Source organism: Yokenella regensburgei, from assembly GCF_003634235.1.
In the GTDB taxonomy this organism is placed as follows: Bacteria; Pseudomonadota; Gammaproteobacteria; order Enterobacterales; family Enterobacteriaceae; genus Yokenella; species Yokenella regensburgei.
On the sequence record NZ_RBIZ01000005.1, the window covers coordinates 43269 to 64429 of the forward strand.

A 21161-nucleotide genomic window follows, 5' to 3' on the forward strand; every position below is an offset into this window, starting at 1 on the left:
TTGCCCGTGGGCACATAGGATTAGCGTCATAAATCTGTCACCATCGCGCGGTACTGAATTCATCGCGCTGTACCCTACATACAGCCGAACTAAAAAAAAGAATGGGCTTCTCTCTGAGAAGCCCTAATTCTTTCTGACGACCGTTACGGGATAAGCAGGCTTGAGCCCTGGGTTACCCGACTCTCCAGCACCTCATGCGCTTTTTGCGCGTCATGCAGGGCATACCTCTGACTGGCTGCCACATCAACGTTAATCACCCCGCTGGCAATCAACGAAAACAGCTCATTGCTGGCCTCTGCGAGTTCCTCACGGGTGGTGATGTACCCCTGAAGAGAAGGGCGGGTGACGTACAGCGAGCCTTTCTGATTAAGAATGCCCAGGTTTACGCCGGTTACCGGGCCGGAGGCGTTGCCAAAACTGACCATCAACCCACGGCGCTGCAGGCTGTCGAGGGAGGCTTCCCAGGTGTCTTTGCCAACGGAGTCGTATACCACTCGGACTTTTTTACCCTCGGTGATTTCTTTCACCCGTTCGGCGATGTTCTCTTCACGGTAGTTGATGACCTGCCATGCTCCGGCCTGCAGCGCGCGTTGGGCTTTCTCGGCGCTGCCAACGGTACCAATCAACTTAGCACCCAGCGCTTTTGCCCACTGGCAGGCGATAAGGCCAACGCCACCCGAGGCCGCGTGGAATAAAAACGGTTCGCCGGGAGCTAGCTCGTAAGTTTTTCGCAGCAGATAAAAGACGGTCAACCCCTTCAGGAAGGAGGCGGCGGCCTGTTCAAAGGAGATAGCGTCCGGAAGCAGGGCCGCCTTATTGGCCGGAACGTTGTGGATGGTGCTGTAAGCGCCGAGCGCCGACTGGGCGTAGACCACCCGATCGCCAACCTTGATATGCGTGACGGCAGAGCCGACCTGGCGCACAATCCCGGCCGCCTCGGTGCCAAGTCCGCTTGGGAGCGACGGCGGTGGGTACAGACCGCTGCGAATATAGGTATCGATGTAGTTGATACCGATAGCTTTGTTTTCTACCTGAATGTCGTGTTCTGCGGGAGCATGGGGAGTGAACTCAACGGCTTTCAGCACTTCAGGGCCGCCATGCTTGTGAAATTCAATACGCGTTGCCATTTGAACTCCTTTGTTGATTCATTTCCAGACACCGTGCGTTATACTGCGCTGTCTCTCTCTTTTTTGGTAACTCCGTTCACTATGGCAGGAAATAAACCCTTCAACAAACAACAGACTGAACCCCGTGACCGTGATTTCCAGGTTGCCGGGCTGAAAGTACCGCCGCACTCGATTGAAGCGGAACAGTCGGTGTTGGGCGGTTTAATGCTGGATAACGAGCGCTGGGACGATGTTGCCGAGCGCGTGGTGTCCGACGATTTCTACACCCGTCCGCACCGCCATATCTTCACGGAGATGGCGCGTTTACAGGAAACGGGCAGCCCAATCGACCTGATTACGCTCGCGGAATCGCTGGAGCGCCAGGGGCAGCTTGATAGCGTCGGCGGCTTCGCCTATCTTGCAGAACTGTCAAAAAACACACCAAGTGCAGCGAATATCAGCGCTTATGCTGACATCGTGCGTGAACGTGCTGTTGTTCGTGAGATGATCTCGGTAGCGAATGAAATCGCCGAAGCCGGTTTTGATCCACAGGGCCGCACCAGCGAAGACCTGCTCGATCTTGCTGAATCCCGCGTATTCAAAATCGCTGAAAGCCGTGCCAACAAAGACGAAGGTCCGAAAAATATCGCCGACGTGCTGGATGCCACCGTCGCGCGTATCGAAAAGCTCTTCCAGCAGCCGCATGATGGCGTCACCGGGGTGAACACCGGTTATGACGACCTGAATAAAAAAACCGCAGGTCTGCAGCCATCGGATCTCATCATCGTGGCGGCGCGTCCGTCGATGGGTAAAACGACATTTGCGATGAACCTCGTTGAAAACGCGGCGATGTTGCAGGATAAGCCTGTACTTATCTTCAGTCTCGAGATGCCATCCGAACAGATTATGATGCGTTCTCTGGCCTCGCTTTCCCGCGTTGACCAGACCCGTATTCGTACCGGCCAGCTTGATGATGAAGACTGGGCGCGCATCTCCGGCACCATGGGCATTCTGCTGGAAAAACGGAATATCTATATTGATGACTCCTCCGGCCTGACGCCGACGGAGGTCCGTTCACGTGCGCGGCGTATTGCCCGTGAGCACGGCGGATTAGGGCTCATCATGATCGACTACCTGCAGCTGATGCGGGTACCGTCGCTGTCGGACAACCGAACCCTCGAAATCGCGGAAATTTCGCGTTCACTAAAAGCTCTGGCAAAAGAGTTGCAGGTGCCGGTGGTGGCGCTCTCGCAGCTTAACCGCTCCCTGGAACAGCGCGCCGACAAGCGCCCGGTGAACTCGGATCTGCGTGAATCTGGCTCCATCGAACAGGATGCTGACCTCATCATGTTCATCTATCGTGATGAGGTTTATCACGAAAACAGCGACTTAAAAGGCATCGCCGAAATCATTATTGGTAAGCAGCGTAACGGCCCGATCGGTACGGTGCGCCTCACCTTCAACGGCCAGTGGTCCCGCTTTGATAACTACGCGGGCCCGCAGTACGATGATGAATAACGGATTGATTAGGTAATCAAAGAATACATTTCCCAAGGAATTCAAATGCAAGCGGCAACTGTTGTCATTAACCGCCGCGCTCTGCGACACAACCTGCAACGACTCCGTGAACTGGCGCCTGCCAGCAAGCTGGTTGCAGTCGTGAAAGCGAACGCTTACGGCCACGGTCTTCTTGAGACTGCGCGAACGCTCCCTGATGCCGACGCTTTCGGCGTCGCTCGCCTCGAAGAGGCGCTGAGACTGCGGGAAGGCGGTATTACCCAACCGATTTTACTGCTGGAAGGGTTCTTTAATCCCGACGATCTGCCGATGATTTCTCGTCAGCATCTGCATACCGCGGTGCATAACCTGGAGCAGCTGGAAGCACTCGAGCAGGCCGAGCTTCCTGAACCGGTGACGGTTTGGATGAAGCTCGACACCGGTATGCACCGCCTCGGGGTGCGTCCGGAAGAGGCCGATGCCTTCTATCAGCGTCTGTGCGCCTGCAAGAACGTGAATCAGCCGGTCAATATCGTCAGCCATTTCGCCCGAGCCGACGAGCCGGAGTGCGGTGCAACCGAGCAGCAGCTGGATACGTTCGAAACTTTCACCGCAGGTAAACCAGGACAACGCTCCATTGCCGCTTCCGGCGGGATCCTGCTTTGGCCGCAGTCGCATTTCGACTGGGTACGTCCGGGGATTATTCTCTATGGTGTATCGCCGCTGGAGCAGAAGCCCTGGGGGCCGGAGTTTGGCTTCCAGCCGGTGATGTCGTTGACCTCAAGCCTGATTGCCGTGCGTGAGCACAAGGCCGGTGAGCCTGTGGGCTACGGCGGTACCTGGCTTAGTGAGCGCGATACGCGCCTTGGGGTCGTGGCGATGGGCTACGGCGACGGCTACCCGCGCGCCGCTCCTTCCGGTACACCGGTGCTGGTAAACGGCCGCGAAGTGCCTATCGTTGGCCGTGTGGCGATGGACATGGTGTGCGTCGACCTGGGACCGCAGGCAAAAGATAAAGCGGGTGACCCGGTGGTGATGTGGGGCGATTCGTTGCCAGTTGAACGGATTGCTGAGATGACAAAAGTGAGTGCTTACGAACTTATCACGCGCCTGACTTCAAGGGTTGCGATGAAATACATCGACTGACCTTCCTGCCGTTTTCCCTCTCCCTTTGGGGGAGGGAAACATATCCTCGATCTTCTCCGGTATCCGGTTTATTGTGAATAGACCTGCACTCGTAAATCTGGAGAACCATCGCGTGTTTCAGAAAGTTGACGCCTATGCTGGCGACCCCATTCTCTCCTTAATGGAGCGTTTCAAAGAAGACCCCCGGAGCGACAAAGTCAATCTCAGCATTGGCCTGTATTACAACGAAGACGGGATAGTCCCGCAGCTTCAGGCCGTTGGTAAAGCGGAAGCTCAGCTGAATGCGCAGCCGCACGGCGCCTCGCTCTATCTGCCGATGGAAGGGCTGAATACTTACCGTAGCGCCGTTGCACCGCTGCTGTTTGGCGCACAACACCCGGTTATCACCCAAAAGCGTGTTGCTACCGTGCAGACGCTGGGGGGGTCAGGAGCGTTGAAAATTGGTGCTGATTTCCTGAAACGCTACTTCCCGGATTCTGGCGTATGGGTCAGTGACCCGACGTGGGAAAACCATGTGGCTATTTTTGAGGGTGCCGGATTCAAGGTTCGCACCTATCCGTGGTATGACGCTGAGAGCAACGGCGTGCGCTTTAACGCGCTGCTGGAGACCCTCAGCACGCTGCCGGAACAGAGCATTGTGCTGCTGCACCCGTGCTGCCATAACCCGACCGGTGCTGATCTGAACGACGCCCAGTGGGATGCGGTGATTGAAGTCGCCAAAGCACGCAACCTGATCCCATTCCTTGATATTGCTTATCAGGGCTTCGGTGCCGGGATGGAAGAGGACGCGTATGCGATTCGCGCCTTTGCCGACTCCGGGCTGCCGTTGCTGGTCAGCAACTCATTCTCGAAGATTTTCTCGCTGTATGGCGAACGTGTTGGCGGACTGTCGGTGGTTTGTGAAGACACCGATGCTGCTTCCCGCGTGCTGGGACAGCTGAAAGCGACCGTGCGTCGCAACTACTCCAGCCCGCCACACTTTGGCGCAGAGATGGTTGCTACCGTGCTGAACTCCCCGGAGCTGAAAGCCTCATGGCTGAGTGAGGTTGAGGAGATGCGTGTGCGTATTCTGGCGATGCGCCAGGAGCTGGTGAAGGTGCTGAAAGAGGCAATGCCGGGGCGTAATTTCGATTACCTGTTGAAACAGCGTGGGATGTTCAGCTACACCGGGCTGAGCGCGGCTCAGGTCGATCGTCTGCGTGAAGAGTTTGGCGTTTATCTGATAGCCAGCGGACGGATGTGCGTGGCCGGGCTGAACTCACGTAACGTACAGCGCGTGGCGCAGGCGTTTGCCGCTGTAATGTAAGTGCTCACTGATAAATTATCACTCTCGCTCCGGGAGTGATAATTTTCCCTCCGTTGTGATTAGTGTGATCATCACCTTTTTCTATGATAAATCCAGGCGATATTCCTTTCCTTCATCCATTGTCGGGAGTATGGTCAGGGTGATTTTTTGATCACCCACGCAATTAATTACAATAACGATCTGATAGTTTAGGGAAAAATATGCGCAAGATCACATTGGCGCTCAGCGCCGCCTGCTTATTGTTCACGCTAAATAGCTCCGTTGTTGCACGCGCCTCTACGCCATCACCTATCTACCCGGGTACCAACGTTGCTCGCCTCGCCGAGCAGGCACCGATTCACTGGGTTTCCGTGGCGCAAATTGAAAACAGTCTGCTGGGACGCCCGCCGATGGCGGTAGGGTTCGACATTGATGACACCGTGTTGTTCTCAAGCCCAGGGTTCTGGCGCGGACAGAAGACCTTTTCGCCAGATTCGCAGGCTTATCTGAAAGATCCCGCGTTCTGGGAAAAAATGAATAACGGTTGGGATGCTTTCAGCATTCCAAAAGAAGTGGCAAAAGCGCTTATCACCATGCACGTGAAGCGCGGCGACAGCATTTATTTCGTCACTGGCCGCAGCCAGACGAAAACCGAAACGGTATCGAAAACGCTGCAGGATGATTTTCTTATCCCGGCGGTCAATATGAACCCGGTGATTTTCGCCGGTGATAAAGAAGGTCAGAACACGAAAACCCAGTGGCTGCAGGAGAAGAACATGAAAATGTTCTACGGCGATTCGGATAACGATATTACCGCAGCACGTGAAGTGGGCATTCGTGGTATCCGCATTCTGCGGGCCTCAAACTCAACGTATCGTCCATTGCCAATGGCGGGGGCGTTCGGCGAAGAAGTTATCGTCAACTCTGAGTACTAAATCGCTAAACGGCAACCTTTCGGTTGCCGTTTTTTTATGCAATTCTGCTGTGTCGGGTTTTACCTTTTCTCGTCTTGTTGCACACTGAAAATATCCCTTTCCCTCGAGTTGCCGAAAGCGGCAGGGAGTACACAGATGACTATCTCGGAGTTACTACAGTACTGCATGAACAAGCCGGGCGCTGAGCAGAGCGTGCACAGCGACTGGAAGGCTACGCAGATAAAAGTAGCTGACGTTCTTTTTGCCATGGTGAAGGAAGTGGAAGGTCGTCCTGCCACCTCGCTGAAAACCAGCCCTGAGCTTGCTGAGCTGCTGCGCCAGCAGCACAGCGATGTGCGTCCAAGTAAACACCTCAACAAAGCGCACTGGAGCACGGTCTACCTCGATGGCTCGCTTCCGGATTCACAGATTTACTATCTGGTAGATGCCTCCTGGCAGCAGGCGCTGGCGCTGATCCCGGAAGAGACCCGCAAAACGATTCTTGGCGAATAACTACAGCGCTTTCAGTAGTACCGACAGCGACAAATCAAGCAACCGCTCGATGATATTTTGCAAACGGGTGCGGAGAGCTATTTGCGCGTTGGTTATCTCTATGTTCAGTTGCTCCTGTAGACCAATCAGCATCACTTCCATATCGGCCGCCTCCAGCTCGCCGCGCGCTTTGTCGCGAAAGGCTTCCGCGAGCTGAGCACAGGTTTCACGGATGAAGGCGTTGTTATCGGCAAAACCCTCCTTCAGCAGCGCCAGACACTCATTGCCAATGTCCGCTCCTGCCTGCTGGCGAAAAGCGGGCGCGGAGAAGGCGGCCTGTAGATCACTGAATATCGACATTCGTGTTCCCCTGATAGCACACCGAGCGTGGGCGCAGGCACTCACCGCGTATCGCCTGTTGATAAGCGCTTGCCGCCTGGCGACCGAAAAGTTTTTCCTGCGCGGCGTTGAAAGGACGCTGCTGCTGTTCCCGTCGTTGGTATTGCGCCTGATAGATAGTGTTCAACGAGCGTAAATTGCTGAGCCGCAACGGGTCTCCGAGATCCTCGGCAAATAGCGTCGCAGCCCGATATTGCAGGCGGTAGTCGCGGTTGTCCTGCCAGATGCTCTTTTCATCATCCGCTGTGGCGTCATCAATAAACTGCATATGCAGCGCCTGCAGCATCACGAGCTGGCGATGGGCATCGCTGTTGTAGTTTCCCGTCAACGAGCAGGCGGTGAGGAGAAGTATCGGTAAGAGGAACGCCATTCTTAAAAAACGGACTGCGGCTGACATAACCAGAACCTTTGCAGGATAGACGCTTTCAGTTCAGCATGCTGCCCGGGTTCAGGCAAATCAATAGAGTAGAGTGTGCAAAAAAGAGGAAAAGAGATGCGCCTTGATGAACATCAACAAGGCGCAGGGGGCGTTACTTAAGAAGCGGTTTCAGGAAGCGCGCCGTATGCGATGCTTCGCATTCGGCAACGGTTTCCGGCGTGCCGGAGACAAGAATTTCCCCACCGCCGCTGCCGCCTTCCGGACCGAGGTCGACAATCCAGTCTGCGGTTTTAATCACATCCAGGTTGTGCTCAATCACCACGATGGTGTTGCCCTGGTCTCTGAGCTGGTGCAGTACGTCCAGCAGTTGCTGGATATCGGCGAAGTGCAGACCGGTGGTCGGCTCGTCGAGAATATACAGCGTCTGGCCGGTACCGCGTTTCGACAACTCACGCGCCAGCTTCACGCGCTGGGCTTCACCGCCGGAAAGCGTGGTCGCTGACTGACCAAGGCGAATGTAGGTCAGACCAACATCCATCAGGGTTTGCAGCTTACGCGCCAGCGCCGGAACGGCATCGAAGAACTCGCGGGCTTCTTCAATCGTCATGTCCAGCACTTCGTGGATAGTTTTGCCTTTGTACTTAATCTCCAGCGTTTCGCGGTTATAGCGTTTGCCTTTGCACTGGTCGCAAGGAACGTAGATATCCGGCAGGAAGTGCATCTCAACTTTAATCACGCCGTCGCCCTGGCAGGCTTCACAGCGCCCGCCGCGAACGTTGAAGCTAAAACGCCCCGGGGTATAGCCGCGAGAGCGCGCTTCCGGCACCCCGGCGAACAGTTCACGGACCGGTGTAAATACGCCGGTGTAGGTTGCCGGGTTGGAACGCGGAGTACGACCGATCGGGCTCTGGTCGATATCGATAACCTTGTCGAAATGCTCCAGGCCCTGAATATCACGATAGGGTGCTGGTTCAGCCAGCGTCGCGCCGTTCAGCTGAGTCTGCGCAATCGGGAACAGGGTGTCGTTAATCAGCGTTGATTTGCCGGAGCCTGAAACCCCGGTGATGCAGGTAAAAAGCCCCACCGGCAACGTCAGCGTGACGTCTTTCAGGTTGTTGCCGCGCGCGCCGCTAAGTTTCAGCACTTTTTCCGGGTCAGCTGCAACGCGCTGCTTCGGCACCGCGATTTGACGTTTGCCGCTCATGTACTGGCCGGTCAGAGACTCTGGTACCGCCATGATGGCTTCCAGCGGACCTTCAGCCACCACTTGCCCGCCGTGAACCCCGGCGCCCGGGCCGATATCAATCACGTGATCGGCGGCGCGGATGGCGTCTTCGTCGTGCTCTACCACAATCACCGTGTTGCCGAGGTTACGCAGATGGATAAGCGTACCGAGCAGGCGCTCGTTATCGCGCTGATGCAGGCCGATAGACGGTTCGTCCAGCACGTACATTACGCCCACCAGGCCTGCGCCAATCTGGCTTGCCAGGCGAATACGCTGGGCTTCACCGCCGGAGAGGGTCTCCGCCGAGCGGGAAAGCGTCAGGTAGTTCAGGCCAACGTTGACCAGAAACTTCAGGCGGTCACCGATCTCTTTCAGTACTTTTTCGGCAATTTGCGCGCGCTGCCCGGACAGCTTCAGGTTGTTGAAGAAGTCCATCGCATGGCCGATGCTCATGTCTGAAATGGTCGGGAGCGGGGTGTTCTCGACGAACACGTGGCGCGCTTCACGACGCAGGCGCGTCCCGTCACAGGTGGCACACGGGCGGTTGCTGATAAATTTTGCCAGTTCTTCGCGTACCGCGCTGGATTCCGTCTCTTTATAGCGGCGCTCCATATTGTGCAGCACGCCTTCGAACGGATGGCGACGCACGGAAGTATCGCCGCGGTCATTCATGTATTTGAATTCGATAGATTCTTTGCCGGAGCCGTACAGCACAACTTTGTGTACGTTGGCACCGAGGCTTGCCCACGGGGCTTCGACGTCGAATTTGTAATGATCGGCGAGGGATTTCAGCATCTGGAAGTAATAGAAATTACGGCGATCCCAGCCGCGAATGGCCCCACCGGCCAGCGACAGCTCCGGGTTTTGAATGATGCGATCCGGATCGAAATACTGCTGCACGCCAAGGCCGTCGCAGGTCGGGCAAGCGCCTGCCGGGTTGTTGAACGAGAACAGGCGTGGTTCCAGCTCGCGCATGCTGTAGCCGCAAATCGGACAGGCAAAGTTGGCGGAGAACAGCAGTTCTTCGGCTTTGCTATCGTCCATGTCGGCGACGACTGCGGTACCGCCGGAGAGCTCCAGCGCGGTTTCAAAGGATTCAGCCAGACGCTGCGTAAGATCGTCGCGGACTTTAAAGCGGTCGACGACCACTTCAATGGTGTGTTTCTTCTGCAGTTCGAGCTTGGGTGGATCTGAAAGATCGCACACTTCGCCGTCGATACGCGCGCGGATGTAGCCCTGGCTTGCCAGGTTTTCCAGCGTTTTGGTGTGCTCGCCTTTACGTTCTTTAATGATCGGCGCCAGCAGCATCAGGCGTTTGCCTTCCGGCAGTGCCAGCACGTTATCGACCATCTGGCTTACCGTCTGCGCCGCCAGCGGAACGTCGTGATCCGGGCAGCGGGGTTCACCCACGCGGGCATATAACAGACGCAGGTAGTCGTGAATTTCAGTGATAGTACCGACGGTAGAACGCGGGTTGTGCGAGGTCGACTTCTGTTCAATCGAAATTGCCGGGGACAGCCCTTCGATATGATCGACATCAGGCTTTTCCATCAACGACAAAAACTGACGCGCATAGGCGGACAGAGATTCAACATAGCGACGCTGGCCTTCGGCATACAGGGTGTCGAAAGCGAGCGAGGATTTTCCGGATCCCGACAGCCCGGTCACGACAATCAGTTTGTCGCGGGGGATCACGAGGTTGATGTTCTTGAGATTATGGGTGCGGGCGCCCCGAACTTCGATCTTATCCATTCACCTTTCCCGGTAGATACACGGCGAGCCTTGTTTGCTTTACTGGACAACAGGCGGTCAGAAACGGCTAATTATGACACAAATTCACCTGAATGAATATACAGTATTGGAATGCAAATTCCGCGATTCTGTGCAAAAATGATTATGCGCGCGAGTTTTCTGGAATCATCCTCGCAGCTATCAAAATGCCTCTTTGTGATGGTACAATCGCGCGTTTACACTATTAAGAAACGTATCAGGAGACTCGATCATGGCCAGCAGAGGCGTAAACAAGGTGATTCTCGTCGGTAATCTGGGCCAGGACCCGGAAGTACGCTACATGCCGAATGGTGGCGCAGTTGCCAACATTACGCTGGCTACTTCCGAATCCTGGCGTGATAAAGCGACCGGTGAAATGAAAGAGCAGACCGAATGGCACCGTGTAGTGCTGTTCGGCAAGCTGGCGGAAGTGGCAGGTGAATACCTGCGTAAAGGCTCCCAGGTGTATATCGAAGGCCAGCTGCGTACCCGCAAATGGACCGATCAGTCCGGTCAGGAAAAATACACCACCGAAATCGTGGTTAACGTTGGCGGTACCATGCAGATGCTCGGTGGCCGTCAGCAGGGTGGTGCACCAGCAGGTGGCGGTCAGCAGCAGGGTGGTTGGGGTCAGCCTCAGCAGCCGCAGGGTGGCAATCAGTTCAGCGGCGGCGCGCAGTCTCGCCCGCAGCAGCAGTCTGCACCGGCGCCATCTAACGAACCGCCGATGGACTTCGACGACGACATCCCGTTCTGATCTTAACCCTGAGCGCATTCAGCTCAGCGTTAAACGAGAAAGCCCCGTATTACGGGGCTTTTTTTTCGCTGGTAGAAGCCTGGGTCTCGCTCGTGGAGGCAGCCTGCGTTGCCTTCAGCTTTTTCTCCCGTTCCTCCATGATGAGCTTGTAGGCGATATAGTATTTATAGATATTGCTGACGTAAGTTACCGTCTCGGCACCGATTTTTTCAGCGGCAAGGTATTCCACGTTGCCAAACCAGACGTTAGGGTTAAACCCGCGTTTTTTGGTCTCTACCCGTAGGCGAGCAATACGCGCTGGGCCGGCATTGTAGGAAGCGAACGAAAACAGCGCTTTGTCGATAGGCGTCATTGGCTCGTCGCCGTAGTAATGATCGATCATCCAGCGCATGTATTTCACCCCGGCATGAATGTTCGGATCCAGATTGCGAATATCTCCTACTTTCAGCTCTTTACCCGTTTTTGGCATGACCTGCATTACACCAATAGCACCAACGTGGCTGCGGACCGACTGGTTAAGACGCGATTCCTGGTACCCCTGGGCGGCCATCAACAGCCAGTCAACGCTGTAGCGATCGCCATACTTGCGGAAGATATCAATCATGGCCAGCATTTTGCGCCGTTCGCTTTCGGCTGCCGCGTTTTTCACGTATTTCGCGTTTTTTAAATAGCGCAGCAGTATGGTGTTACCCAGTTTGCTGCCCTGTCCGTTCGCTTTAACGAACTGATTGAGGAGAGCGAGCAGCTGCGGATCATCTTTTCGCACAGCCCAGGCAATCTCGGCATCATCACGCAGCACGATGTTGTCGTGTATTTGAATTTTTGGGAACACCTGTTTCCAGAAAACCGCTTTGTGCTGATCGACGATGATCAGCGGAATGAGCCCAGCACTCAGCATCTCGATCAGATCTTCATCCTCCAGAGCTTCGGGGGCCAGTTCGATCTTCACGGGGGGGAGAGAGGCTTTGGCAAAACGTGCATTCAGCGCGACCAGGCTTTCGTAATAGCTCGATGAACGGCGGACGAAGACGGTTTTACCGGAGAGCGCATCCAGATTTTCTACTTTGGGTGAAGCCGGGCCGGAGATCAGTAATTCTTTGACGTTCGGGTACAGCGGCGTGGTGAAGGTCACCTGAGTGAGACGCGATGGGGTGATGGTCAGGTTGGCGGCGGCAATATCACCTTTTCCTTCATTCAGAGCGGTAAATAGCTGATCGCGGGCAACGGGAACGAAAATAATGCGCACTTTCAAATGGCGCTGTTTAAGCTTTTTTTCCTTCGCAAGGCTGGCGTTCAGATTGCGCTCAAACTCCATGAAAATATCGTGAGTGGCACCGCGCTGGGTTCCTTTATCGATAAAAAAGAAGGTCTTGCTGTAGGTCGTCAGAACGCGGATCACGCGTCTGTCGAGCATGCCGGGCAGGTCCCCTTTCCAGGGTTGCAGCATGTCGTCTACGTTCATGGCAAGCGTTGGGCTCTCGTCCTGCGGGTCGGCCGTTTTTTCCTGTGCCGGCGCGGCATAAACGGTGCTGATGAACAGCAGACTGGCAAAACAGGCCAAAAGATAGCGGGGTAAGAAGATAGTGTTCATGGAGTGATGCTCCGAATGGTGCATCACTTCATTTTAGTCAAATTCAGGCGGTCTCGCGTAGTGAAACGGCAGGCTTCCTTAAACCGGCATCATTGGCCATTCTGGCGGTGTCTGGTTCATTACTTCGACCATCACGTCCTGAATGTTTTTCCAGACCAGCGTTAAATCGACAAGGGTGATCCCGAGCAGCCCCGTCGCGAACCAACAGGCTGAGGCGATGCCCAGCACGCTACAAATCACCGCGAGCCCGACGTAGTCAGATTTACGCAGTCGAATGTTCAGCGTACTGGCAAAAAACATCAGCAACGCGCTGACCAGCGGCCAACGAAGAAGCGTGACGCCGGTGGTGATGGAGATCATGAGCCCTTCCTCAATGAAATGAAACAGTGTTCTTGTTACACTCTAATGTGTGAACTGTATCACAATTGATGGTTTATTCGCCAGATGATGCGGCTTTTTTTTCGTCAGGAGGGCGTGAGGGGACTGAACAGATGGCGGATGAAATAGAGAATCAGACTTAACCTGATTGCATTTAGGAATTATGTACTGGCGTTTTTACAGCAAATTTGTTGTTGTTATATAACTAAATAAAAACGCAACCTGCCCTTCAGGTTTGGCTTATGGTGAAATAATATCATCATCATTAAATATTAGGATTATGCCGCGAAAAGTCGGTTGCTAATGTCTTATGATTCATGCAACTTAATCACCTGTTATCACAGCCACAGGTCAGATGCTCAGGCACACTGCAAACAGGGATATTTGGCTAAATGAATCGGAATGTGCAATACAAGATACTGAGCGTCATTGGCGTTATCATGGTAGTTCTGCTACCCGTGATGCTGGCGCTTTGGTTTGCACAAATGAGAGCCACTTCAGAAACCACCGGACAATTACATTCTATCGGTTTGCTGGCGCTCAATAAAACCGAAGTGGTTATTCAGGAGGCGGATCAGGCACGTGATGCGGCGGAGAAATATCGCGGCGAAGTGTGCACTCCCAGGCATCAGCAGGCCCTGTTAAACATCGTCCGTGGCCAGCTTTATGTTGAAGATATCATCTACGCCCAGGATAACCGATTTTTCTGTTCGACCTCTACGCACCTTCAGCATCCCTATATCATGCCGGAGGCTAATTATAAGCGTAAGCCCAACGTTTCTATTTATTATTATCGCGACACCCCTTTTTTTCCTGGCTACGCGATGACTTACATGCAGCGGGATAATTATGTCGTGGTGATTAATCCGCTCTCTTACAGTGAAGTAATTTCTGACGATGCATCGTTAACCTATGGTGTATTCGATACCAAAACTAACGCTTTTTTCTCCGTCAGCGCAAAGGCCGATCAGGCGAGACTGAGAGCCCATATCTCTGATAAAAATATCTCTTTCCAGAGCGATGGTCGTTTTTATACCGTGGTGCAGTCCGAGCGTCGCCCTATCGCCATTGTCGTTTCGACCCAGTCCGGTCGTTATTATCAAAACCTTTATCATCAGGCAACGCTAACGCTTCCGCTGGGGGCGATTTGCAGCATGCTTATTTTACTGGTGTGGTCACGCAGTCGGCAGCAATATCATTCACCGCGACGGAAGCTGCAGCGCGCATTAAATAAACGCCAGTTACGCCTGCATTATCAACCCATTATTGATATTAAAAACCACAGATGCGTTGGGGCGGAGTCTCTGCTGCGTTGGCCTGGATATAATGGGCCAGTGATGAGCCCAAGTGAGTTTATCCCGTTGGCGGAGAAAGAGGGGCTTATTGAGCAGGTAACGGATTATGTCGTCAATGAAATGTTTACGGATATGGGCCATTTCCTGGCACAGCATCCCGAGCTGTATGTTTCGATTAATCTCTCCGCTTCCGATTTTCACTCTTCACGGTTGATTGCGCAAATCTCTGAGAAAGCACGCCATTATTCCGTACAGGCACGGCAAATTAAAATTGAAGTGACCGAACGTGGGTTTATTGATGTTCCTAAAACCACGCCAGTGATTCAGGCCTTCCGCCAGGCGGGCTATGAAATTGCCATTGATGACTTTGGTACAGGCTATTCCAACCTGCATAACCTGTACTCGCTGAACGTCGATATCCTGAAAATCGACAAGTCTTTTATTGATACGCTCACGACCAACAGTACCAGCCACCTGATTGCTGAGCATATTATTGAGATGGCGCAGAGTTTGCGTCTCAAGACGATTGCCGAAGGGGTTGAAACGGCGGACCAGGTGAACTGGCTGCACAAGCGCGGCGTTCAGTACTGTCAGGGATGGCATTTTGCGAAAGCGATGCCGCCCCAGGAGTTTATGCAGTGGCTGGATAAGGCAGACTGCCAGGTCAGCCGCCGGGTACCTCAGGCAGAAATCTGATGGCGGTAATCGCTCGGCGTTCTGTCGAACTCACGGCGGAACACTCGGGAGAAGGTCTGCTGCGACACATACCCGAGATCCATGGCGATATCAAAAATTGGCCGCTGGGTAGTACGCAGCGCTTCGGCCGCCATCAATAGCCGCCGTTGGCGGATATAATCTCCCAGCGTCTGATGCGTTACCGTGCGGAACATGCGCTGCAGATACCATTTCGAATAGCCGGATTTTCTTGCGACAACATCAATGTTAAGTGGTTGATCGATATGTTCATCAATCCATTCGACTAGCGTTTGAATAATTTCCTGATGGGACATACAGGGCCTCTTTTCTCAATTCTCGATTCGTCGTTTTGTCTGGGAGCGAGTATAATTCCTCAAGTTAACTTGAGGTAAAGCGCTTTATGGAAAAGAAATCTCCCCGCATGAAAACGCTGCTGACACCAGGGGAAGTGGCGAAACGAAGCGGTGTTGCGGTATCTGCACTGCATTTTTATGAAAGCAAAGGACTTATCAAAAGCACACGTAATGCGGGTAACCAACGGCGTTACCGGCGCGACGTGCTGCGCTATGTGGCCATCATCAAGATTGCGCAGCGCATTGGTATTCCGCTGTCGACCATCAGTGAGGGCTTCGGCGTGCTGCCGGAAGGACATAAGCTCAGCCCCAAAGACTGGGCCTCGCTCTCCTCCCAGTGGCGTGAAGAGCTAAACAGCCGCATTCACACGCTGGTGGCGCTGCGCGATCAGCTTGATGGTTGTATCGGCTGTGGTTGTTTATCCCGCACCGACTGCCCGCTGCGTAACCCGGGGGACAAACTGGGTGAAAAAGGCCCTGGGGCGCATTTTCTGGAAGACGAATAAAAAACTAAAGCGCCACAAGGGCGCTTTAGTTGTTTTCCGGTCTTTGTCTTTCTCTCTATCCCGCTGGTACACAGGAGGGTTTCCCCCGACATCAGCACCCCTCAGTGGTTCATCAGGGGTTGGAGGTTCCGGGTTGTGCTGACTCTTTAAGTCTACCCTGGCCCCCTGATTTCACCAGTGTGACAGGTGATTTTTTCGCCGAATTTTTTACGCCGATGAGCGCTTCTTTCTATAGTTAATTTGAACAAACTATCGTCATGGGAGTAAAAGATGCTCATTGTGCATCACCTGAACCAATCGCGGTCGCAGCGCGTGCTCTGGGCGCTGGAAGAGCTACAGATGCCCTACCAGATAATCCGTTACCAGCGCGAGCCCAACATGCTGGCGCCTCCCGCGCTCAAAAAGGTGCACCCGCTGGGGAAATCTCCGGTACTTGAAGATAACGGGCATATCATTGCCGAATCCGGCGCCATTCTTGAGTATTTGCAGGAGCGCTACGATCGCGACAATCATTTCCGTCCTCAGGAGGAGGTTGAAAAGCTGCAGTATCGTTTCTGGCTGCACTATGCTGAAGGATCGCTGATGCCGCTGCTTCTGATGAAGCTGGTGTTCAGCAGCCTCGGGAAACCTCCGGTGCCTTTTGGCCTGCGCTCGCTTGGGAAAGTCCTCGGGCAGGGTGTCCAGAAGGCTTATCTTGATAAGCAGATAGCCACCCACGCCGGATACATCGAATCCCAGCTCGCCGGGCGGCCATGGTTCGCCGGTGAGAACCTGAGCATGGCCGATATCCAGATGAGCTTCCCGCTGTTTGCGCTGCTCTCGCGCGGTGGCATCAAAACGTTGCCCAACATCGCGGCGTGGAAAAAGCGTGTGGAAACTCGACCCGCCTGGCAACGTGCTATTGAGCAGGGGGGGCCGTTCGATATTCCTGGCGAGTAACCCGCTCAGGTAAAAAAAGAAAACAGAACGCACCAAAAATGTTGTTATTTTGCGCACTGACGATAACGTTTGCGCATCCTCTGGCGATTTATTCATCACTGAAGGCGAAATTTGGCAAAATGGTGCAAACTTCTGTTGAAAACGGCAAACTAAAAGCCAGATAATCGTTTGCTTTTTTTTGACTCGCGGTTTTGTCGGCGCGGAGTTAAACGTTTGCTTTCCTTCCGGCTCCCCTTTGCCGGATGGTCGCACAAGGAGATAACGTTTAGCAGGCAGTGGATGTTCCACCACGTCGATAAACCCATGCTAAAAATTCTCAGGGGATGTTTTCTATGTCTACGCCTTCAGCGCGTACCGGCGGCTCACTCGACGCCTGGTTTAATATTTCTGCCCGTGGCAGCTCCGTTCGTCAGGAGATTGTCGCTGGTTTAACGACCTTCCTGGCAATGGTCTATTCCGTTGTTGTTGTACCAGGCATGCTGGGTAAAGCAGGCTTTTCGCCTTCCGCTGTGTTTGTGGCAACCTGCCTGGTCGCGGGCGTTGGCTCCGTAGTGATGGGGCTGTGGGCTAACCTGCCGCTGGCGATTGGCTGCGCGATTTCTCTGACCGCGTTTACGGCATTTAGCCTGGTTCTGGGCCAACAGATCAGTATTCCTGTGGCGCTGGGTGCGGTATTCCTGATGGGGGTACTGTTCACCATCATCTCCGCCACCGGGATCCGTAGCTGGATCCTGCGCAATCTCCCCCAGGGCATTGCGCACGGCACCGGGATTGGTATCGGCCTGTTCCTGCTGCTGATTGCTGCCAACGGCGTGGGTCTGGTTATCAAGAACCCGCTGGACGGTCTGCCGGTCGCGCTTGGTCATTTCGCCAGCTTCCCGGTGGTGATGTCGCTGATTGGCCTCGCGGTGATTATCGGTCTGGAAAAACTCAAAGTACCAGGCGGTATTCTGCTGACCATCATCGGTATCTCGATTGTCGGCCTGATTTTTGACCCTAACGTGCACTTCACCGGCTTCTTTGCCATGCCTTCGCTGAGCGATGAGCACGGGAATTCCCTGATTGGGACTCTCGACATTATGGGCGCACTTAATCCGGTCGTGCTGCCGAGCGTGCTGGCTCTGGTGATGACTGCGGTATTTGATGCTACCGGTACCATCCGCGCGGTTGCCGGCCAGGCAAATCTGCTGGATAAAGACGGGCAGATCATTAACGGTGGCAAGGCTCTGACCACTGACTCCCTGAGCAGCGTCTTCTCGGCGGTGGTTGGTTCTGCACCTGCAGCGGTGTATATCGAATCAGCCGCCGGGACAGCGGCAGGCGGTAAAACCGGCCTGACGGCGATTACCGTCGGCGTGCTGTTCCTGCTGATCCTGTTCCTGTCGCCGCTCTCTAACCTGGTGCCTGCATACGCCACCGCACCGGCGCTGATGTACGTTGGTCTGCTGATGCTGAGCAACGTGGCGAAAATCGACTTCGGCGATTTTGTTGATGCCATGTCCGGGCTGATTACCGCCGTGTTTATCGTCCTCACCTGCAACATCGTTACCGGTATTATGATCGGCTTCGCGACGCTGGTGATTGGCCGCGTGGTTTCCGGTGAATGGCGTAAGCTGAACATCGGCACCGTGGTGATTGCGCTGGCGCTGGTGGTGTTCTACGCGGGCGGCTGGGCAATTTAATTGCGCTTGCTGTCAGACAAGGGGTGGCTTCGGCCGCCCTTTTTGTTTTTAGGGCACATCCTGTTTCCTTTACGTTGCCGAACGTGTTTTATTATCAAAGATGGACCTCCCGGTTCGGTATAAGAAAACATCGCAAACAGGGATAGCATGGAAATTTTCTTCACAATACTCATCATGACCCTCGTGGTCTCACTATCGGGGGTAGTAACACGCGTTCTGCCCTTCCAGCTGCCACTTCCTCTCATGCAGATTGCCATCGGGGCACTGCTGGCGTGGCCCACCTTCGGACTTCACGTTGAGTTCGATCCTGAACTCTTCCTGGTACTGTTTATTCCACCGCTGCTGTTCGCCGACGGCTGGAAAACGCCGACCCGCGAATTTCTTGAGCACGGGCGAGAGATCCTCGGCCTCGCGCTGGCGCTGGTGCTGGTGACGGTGGTCGGGATTGGCTTCCTTATCTACTGGGCGGTGCCGGGTATTCCTCTCATACCAGCGTTCGCCCTGGCGGCGGTGCTGTCACCAACCGATGCCGTGGCGCTTTCCGGTATCGTGGGAGAAGGGCGAATTCCGAAGAAAATCATGGGTATTTTGCAGGGCGAAGCGTTGATGAACGACGCTTCCGGCCTGGTATCGTTGAAATTTGCGGTTGCCGTAGTGATGGGCACCATGGTGTTCACCATCGGCGGTGCGACGGTCGAGTTTTTCAAAGTGGCGATAGGCGGTATTTTCGCAGGCTTTGTGGTCAGCTGGTTGTACGGGCGCTCGCTGCGCTTCCTCAGCCGTTGGGGGGGAGATGAACCCGCCACTCAAATTGTTCTGCTGTTCCTGCTGCCGTTCGCGTCTTACCTGATTGCCGAACATATCGGTTTCTCCGGCATTCTGGCCGCGGTTGCTGCGGGGATGACCATCACTCGTTCCGGGGTGATGCGCACGGCACCGCTGGCGATGCGTCTGCGTGCGAACAGCACCTGGGCGATGCTGGAGTTCGTGTTTAACGGCATGGTGTTCCTGCTGTTGGGCCTGCAGTTGCCGGGCATTATGGAGTCTTCGCTGGTGGCCGCTGAGGCCGATCCTAACGTCGAAACCTGGATGCTGTTTGCCGATATCATCATCATCTATGTCGCGCTGATGCTGGTGCGCTTTGGCTGGCTGTGGACCATGCAGCGCTTCAGCCAGCGCTTCCTGAAGAAGAAGCCGATGGAGTTTGGCTCCTGGTCAACCCGTGAACTGCTGATTGCAACGTTTGCCGGGGTGCGTGGGGCGATTACGCTCGCCGGTGTGCTTTCCATCCCGCTGCTGCTGCCGAGCGGCGAGGTCTTCCCGGCGCGTTACGAACTGATTTTCCTTGCCGCAGGCGTGATCCTGTTCTCGCTGTTTGTTGGGGTGGTGATGCTGCCTATTCTGCTACAGCACATTGAGTCGGCTGACCATAGCCAGCAGCACAAGGAAGAGCGGCTGGCGCGGGCGGCGACGGCGGAAGTGGCGATTGTCGCTATTCAGAAGATGGAAGAGCGCCTGGCAACGGATACCGAGGAAAACATTGATAATCAGCTGCTCACCGAGGTGAGCTCGCGGGTGATTGGTAACCTGCGCCGACGCGCTGACGGGCGTAATGACGTTGAGACGTCGATGCAGGAAGAGAGCCTTGAGCGTCGCTTCCGCCTGGCGGCCCTGCGTTCCGAGCGCGGTGAGCTGTATCACCTGCGTGCCACCCGGCAGATTAGCAATGAGACGCTGCAAAAACTGCTGCACGATCTCGACCTGCTGGAAGCGCTGCTGATAGAAGATCAGTAATGCATGTTCCCCTCTCCCCCAGGAGAGGGGAAGTCAGGCTGCCGGGGTCCAGAACCCCTTGCAGCAGGTGAGCCACGCCTGCGCGCTATGCGACAGGTAAACGCCTTCCCGCCAGGTTAACCCCAGTTCCCAACGCAAATCACTCTCAAGCGGGATCCAGCGCAACGTGTTTTTATCCAGTCGTTCACAGATAGGCTGCGGCAGAATTGCGACGCCAACCCCTGCCTGTACCATGGCGGCCAGAAAGTCCCACTGTCCGCTGCGCACCGCAATACGCGGCTTGAGGTGATGGCGGTTGAACATTTGCATCAGCTGGCGGCTAAGAGAAAACTCTTCGTTGTAGATAAGCAGCGGATGGGCGGCCAGCAGCTCCGGCGAAACAGAATCAATCTTCATCCAGTCGCCGGTGCGCGGTACCAGCACGCACAACGGATGGTTGAAGAGCGGGAGCGTTGAAAGCCCGCTCTCTTCGTCTACCGGCAGGGCGGTGACGGCGATATCGAGCTCACCGTTGACCACCGCCTGCTGGACCGTTAAACCGCCGAATTCAGAGACCTTCAGCTCAATGCCCGGATAACGTTGGCGAAACAGGCTGATGGGCCCGGCCATCATCATCCCGACCATCGGTGGGATCCCGAGGCGTAACAGACCCTTATGCAGGTGATTAATATCGCTGAGCTCTGATTCCAGCTGGCGGAATTCGCCGAGAATAGCTAATCCCCGTTCGAAAACTACCCGTCCGGTATCGGTTAACAATAGTTTGCGTCCATCGCGAATGAGCAATGTGCAGTTCAGTTCATCTTCGAGATTTTTCAGCATCTTGCTGATGGTGGGCTGCGTGACGAACAGCTTCTCCGCCGCGCGGGTGAAACTCTGTTGACGGACCACTTCGACAAAATAGCGTAGCGTTCTTATGTCCATGACTATTCCCTGGAACTATACCTGTAATGATTTTAA

At 54.7% G+C, this 21161-nt stretch carries 19 protein-coding genes; 11 read left to right on the forward strand and 8 right to left on the reverse strand.

What is annotated here, in order from left to right:
* Nucleotides 1–143: 143 nt before the first annotated feature.
* Nucleotides 144–1127: a quinone oxidoreductase gene (locus C7387_RS15245; RefSeq protein WP_038252806.1), complete on the reverse strand. Its 984-nt coding sequence runs from the start codon at nt 1125–1127 to the stop codon at nt 144–146.
* Nucleotides 1128–1208: 81 nt separating this feature from the next.
* Here C7387_RS15245 and dnaB point away from each other — a divergent pair, with 81 nt between their 5' ends.
* The 5 genes from dnaB (at nt 1209) to C7387_RS15270 (ending at nt 6461) form a co-directional block, all read left to right on the forward strand.
* Nucleotides 1209–2624 carry a replicative DNA helicase gene (dnaB, locus tag C7387_RS15250; protein ID WP_006816689.1) on the forward strand — a complete coding sequence of 472 codons (1416 nt, stop codon included), beginning with the start codon at nt 1209–1211 and terminating at the stop codon, nt 2622–2624.
* A gap of 45 nt (nt 2625–2669) precedes the next feature.
* On the forward strand, nt 2670–3749 hold the full coding sequence (gene alr, locus C7387_RS15255; protein WP_120817005.1) for an alanine racemase: 1080 nt from the start codon (nt 2670–2672) through the stop codon (nt 3747–3749).
* Nucleotides 3750–3861: 112 nt separating this feature from the next.
* The gene (gene tyrB, locus C7387_RS15260) at nt 3862–5055 is read left to right on the forward strand and encodes an aromatic amino acid transaminase (RefSeq protein WP_120817006.1); all 1194 of its coding nucleotides are present in this window, start codon (nt 3862–3864) and stop codon (nt 5053–5055) included.
* Nucleotides 5056–5255: 200 nt separating this feature from the next.
* A complete protein-coding gene (gene aphA / locus C7387_RS15265) occupies nt 5256–5969 on the forward strand; it encodes an acid phosphatase AphA (protein ID WP_038252798.1) in 714 nt (237 codons plus the stop codon).
* Between the two features lie 135 nt (nt 5970–6104).
* On the forward strand, nt 6105–6461 hold the full coding sequence (locus tag C7387_RS15270) for an MmcQ/YjbR family DNA-binding protein (RefSeq protein WP_006816701.1): 357 nt from the start codon (nt 6105–6107) through the stop codon (nt 6459–6461).
* Here the strand turns inward: C7387_RS15270 and C7387_RS15275 are convergent, their stop codons facing one another.
* From C7387_RS15275 to uvrA, 3 genes are all read right to left on the reverse strand, one after another.
* Nucleotides 6462–6800 carry a hypothetical protein gene (locus C7387_RS15275; RefSeq protein ID WP_006816702.1) on the reverse strand — a complete coding sequence of 113 codons (339 nt, stop codon included), beginning with the start codon at nt 6798–6800 and terminating at the stop codon, nt 6462–6464. It lies immediately after the preceding gene.
* Entirely contained in the window at nt 6784–7236 is a 453-nt protein-coding gene (locus tag C7387_RS15280; protein ID WP_134436897.1) for a hypothetical protein, read from the reverse strand. Before C7387_RS15280 ends, C7387_RS15275 begins: the two co-directional genes overlap by 17 nt.
* A gap of 133 nt (nt 7237–7369) precedes the next feature.
* Entirely contained in the window at nt 7370–10195 is a 2826-nt protein-coding gene (gene uvrA / locus C7387_RS15285) for an excinuclease ABC subunit UvrA (RefSeq protein WP_006816704.1), read from the reverse strand.
* A gap of 250 nt (nt 10196–10445) precedes the next feature.
* Here uvrA and ssb1 point away from each other — a divergent pair, with 250 nt between their 5' ends.
* Nucleotides 10446–10970 (forward strand): single-stranded DNA-binding protein SSB1, encoded by a 525-nt coding sequence (gene ssb1, locus C7387_RS15290; protein ID WP_006816705.1) that lies wholly within the window; start codon nt 10446–10448, stop codon nt 10968–10970.
* A gap of 49 nt (nt 10971–11019) precedes the next feature.
* Here ssb1 and C7387_RS15295 read toward each other — a convergent pair whose 3' ends face one another.
* On the reverse strand, nt 11020–12561 hold the full coding sequence (locus C7387_RS15295; RefSeq protein WP_006816706.1) for an MltF family protein: 1542 nt from the start codon (nt 12559–12561) through the stop codon (nt 11020–11022).
* A gap of 78 nt (nt 12562–12639) precedes the next feature.
* Complete coding sequence (locus C7387_RS15300; protein WP_038252791.1) at nt 12640–12921, reverse strand: YjcB family protein; 282 nt, start codon at nt 12919–12921, stop codon at nt 12640–12642.
* Nucleotides 12922–13331: 410 nt separating this feature from the next.
* Between C7387_RS15300 and C7387_RS15305 the strand changes: the two genes are divergently transcribed.
* On the forward strand, nt 13332–14930 hold the full coding sequence (locus C7387_RS15305) for an EAL domain-containing protein (RefSeq protein ID WP_120817008.1): 1599 nt from the start codon (nt 13332–13334) through the stop codon (nt 14928–14930).
* Here the strand turns inward: C7387_RS15305 and soxS are convergent.
* A complete protein-coding gene (soxS, locus tag C7387_RS15310; RefSeq protein ID WP_006816709.1) occupies nt 14915–15244 on the reverse strand; it encodes a superoxide response transcriptional regulator SoxS in 330 nt (109 codons plus the stop codon). The two genes, C7387_RS15305 and soxS, sit on opposite strands and share 16 nt — an antisense overlap.
* A gap of 86 nt (nt 15245–15330) precedes the next feature.
* Between soxS and soxR the strand changes: the two genes are divergently transcribed.
* From soxR to C7387_RS15335, 4 genes are all read left to right on the forward strand, one after another.
* The gene (gene soxR / locus C7387_RS15315; RefSeq protein WP_006816710.1) at nt 15331–15789 is read left to right on the forward strand and encodes a redox-sensitive transcriptional activator SoxR; all 459 of its coding nucleotides are present in this window, start codon (nt 15331–15333) and stop codon (nt 15787–15789) included.
* Nucleotides 15790–16059: 270 nt separating this feature from the next.
* On the forward strand, nt 16060–16728 hold the full coding sequence (locus tag C7387_RS15320; protein ID WP_006816712.1) for a glutathione S-transferase family protein: 669 nt from the start codon (nt 16060–16062) through the stop codon (nt 16726–16728).
* 332 nt (nt 16729–17060) lie between these two features.
* Complete coding sequence (locus C7387_RS15325; protein WP_038252789.1) at nt 17061–18410, forward strand: NCS2 family permease; 1350 nt, start codon at nt 17061–17063, stop codon at nt 18408–18410.
* A gap of 147 nt (nt 18411–18557) precedes the next feature.
* Complete coding sequence (locus C7387_RS15335; protein ID WP_006816715.1) at nt 18558–20204, forward strand: Na+/H+ antiporter; 1647 nt, start codon at nt 18558–18560, stop codon at nt 20202–20204.
* A gap of 33 nt (nt 20205–20237) precedes the next feature.
* Here the strand turns inward: C7387_RS15335 and C7387_RS15340 are convergent, their stop codons facing one another.
* Nucleotides 20238–21125, reverse strand: a complete 888-nt coding sequence (locus C7387_RS15340; RefSeq protein WP_006816716.1) for a LysR family transcriptional regulator — start codon at nt 21123–21125, stop codon at nt 20238–20240.
* Nucleotides 21126–21161 lie beyond the last annotated feature (36 nt).

Excerpts from the sequence above, each read along its gene's own strand:
- C7387_RS15245 (WP_038252806.1), bottom strand. The coding sequence starts at position 1,127 with ATGGCAACGCGTATTGAATTTCACAAGCATGGCGGCCCTGAAGTGCTG.
- dnaB (WP_006816689.1), top strand. The coding sequence starts at position 1,209 with ATGGCAGGAAATAAACCCTTCAACAAACAACAGACTGAACCCCGTGAC.
- alr (WP_120817005.1), top strand. The coding sequence starts at position 2,670 with ATGCAAGCGGCAACTGTTGTCATTAACCGCCGCGCTCTGCGACACAAC.
- aphA (WP_038252798.1), top strand. The coding sequence starts at position 5,256 with ATGCGCAAGATCACATTGGCGCTCAGCGCCGCCTGCTTATTGTTCACG.
- C7387_RS15270 (WP_006816701.1), top strand. The coding sequence starts at position 6,105 with ATGACTATCTCGGAGTTACTACAGTACTGCATGAACAAGCCGGGCGCT.
- C7387_RS15275 (WP_006816702.1), bottom strand. The coding sequence starts at position 6,800 with ATGTCGATATTCAGTGATCTACAGGCCGCCTTCTCCGCGCCCGCTTTT.
- C7387_RS15280 (WP_134436897.1), bottom strand. The coding sequence starts at position 7,236 with ATGTCAGCCGCAGTCCGTTTTTTAAGAATGGCGTTCCTCTTACCGATA.
- uvrA (WP_006816704.1), bottom strand. The coding sequence starts at position 10,195 with ATGGATAAGATCGAAGTTCGGGGCGCCCGCACCCATAATCTCAAGAAC.
- ssb1 (WP_006816705.1), top strand. The coding sequence starts at position 10,446 with ATGGCCAGCAGAGGCGTAAACAAGGTGATTCTCGTCGGTAATCTGGGC.
- C7387_RS15295 (WP_006816706.1), bottom strand. The coding sequence starts at position 12,561 with ATGAACACTATCTTCTTACCCCGCTATCTTTTGGCCTGTTTTGCCAGT.
- C7387_RS15300 (WP_038252791.1), bottom strand. The coding sequence starts at position 12,921 with ATGATCTCCATCACCACCGGCGTCACGCTTCTTCGTTGGCCGCTGGTC.
- C7387_RS15305 (WP_120817008.1), top strand. The coding sequence starts at position 13,332 with ATGAATCGGAATGTGCAATACAAGATACTGAGCGTCATTGGCGTTATC.
- soxS (WP_006816709.1), bottom strand. The coding sequence starts at position 15,244 with ATGTCCCATCAGGAAATTATTCAAACGCTAGTCGAATGGATTGATGAA.
- soxR (WP_006816710.1), top strand. The coding sequence starts at position 15,331 with ATGGAAAAGAAATCTCCCCGCATGAAAACGCTGCTGACACCAGGGGAA.
- C7387_RS15320 (WP_006816712.1), top strand. The coding sequence starts at position 16,060 with ATGCTCATTGTGCATCACCTGAACCAATCGCGGTCGCAGCGCGTGCTC.
- C7387_RS15325 (WP_038252789.1), top strand. The coding sequence starts at position 17,061 with ATGTCTACGCCTTCAGCGCGTACCGGCGGCTCACTCGACGCCTGGTTT.
- C7387_RS15335 (WP_006816715.1), top strand. The coding sequence starts at position 18,558 with ATGGAAATTTTCTTCACAATACTCATCATGACCCTCGTGGTCTCACTA.
- C7387_RS15340 (WP_006816716.1), bottom strand. The coding sequence starts at position 21,125 with ATGGACATAAGAACGCTACGCTATTTTGTCGAAGTGGTCCGTCAACAG.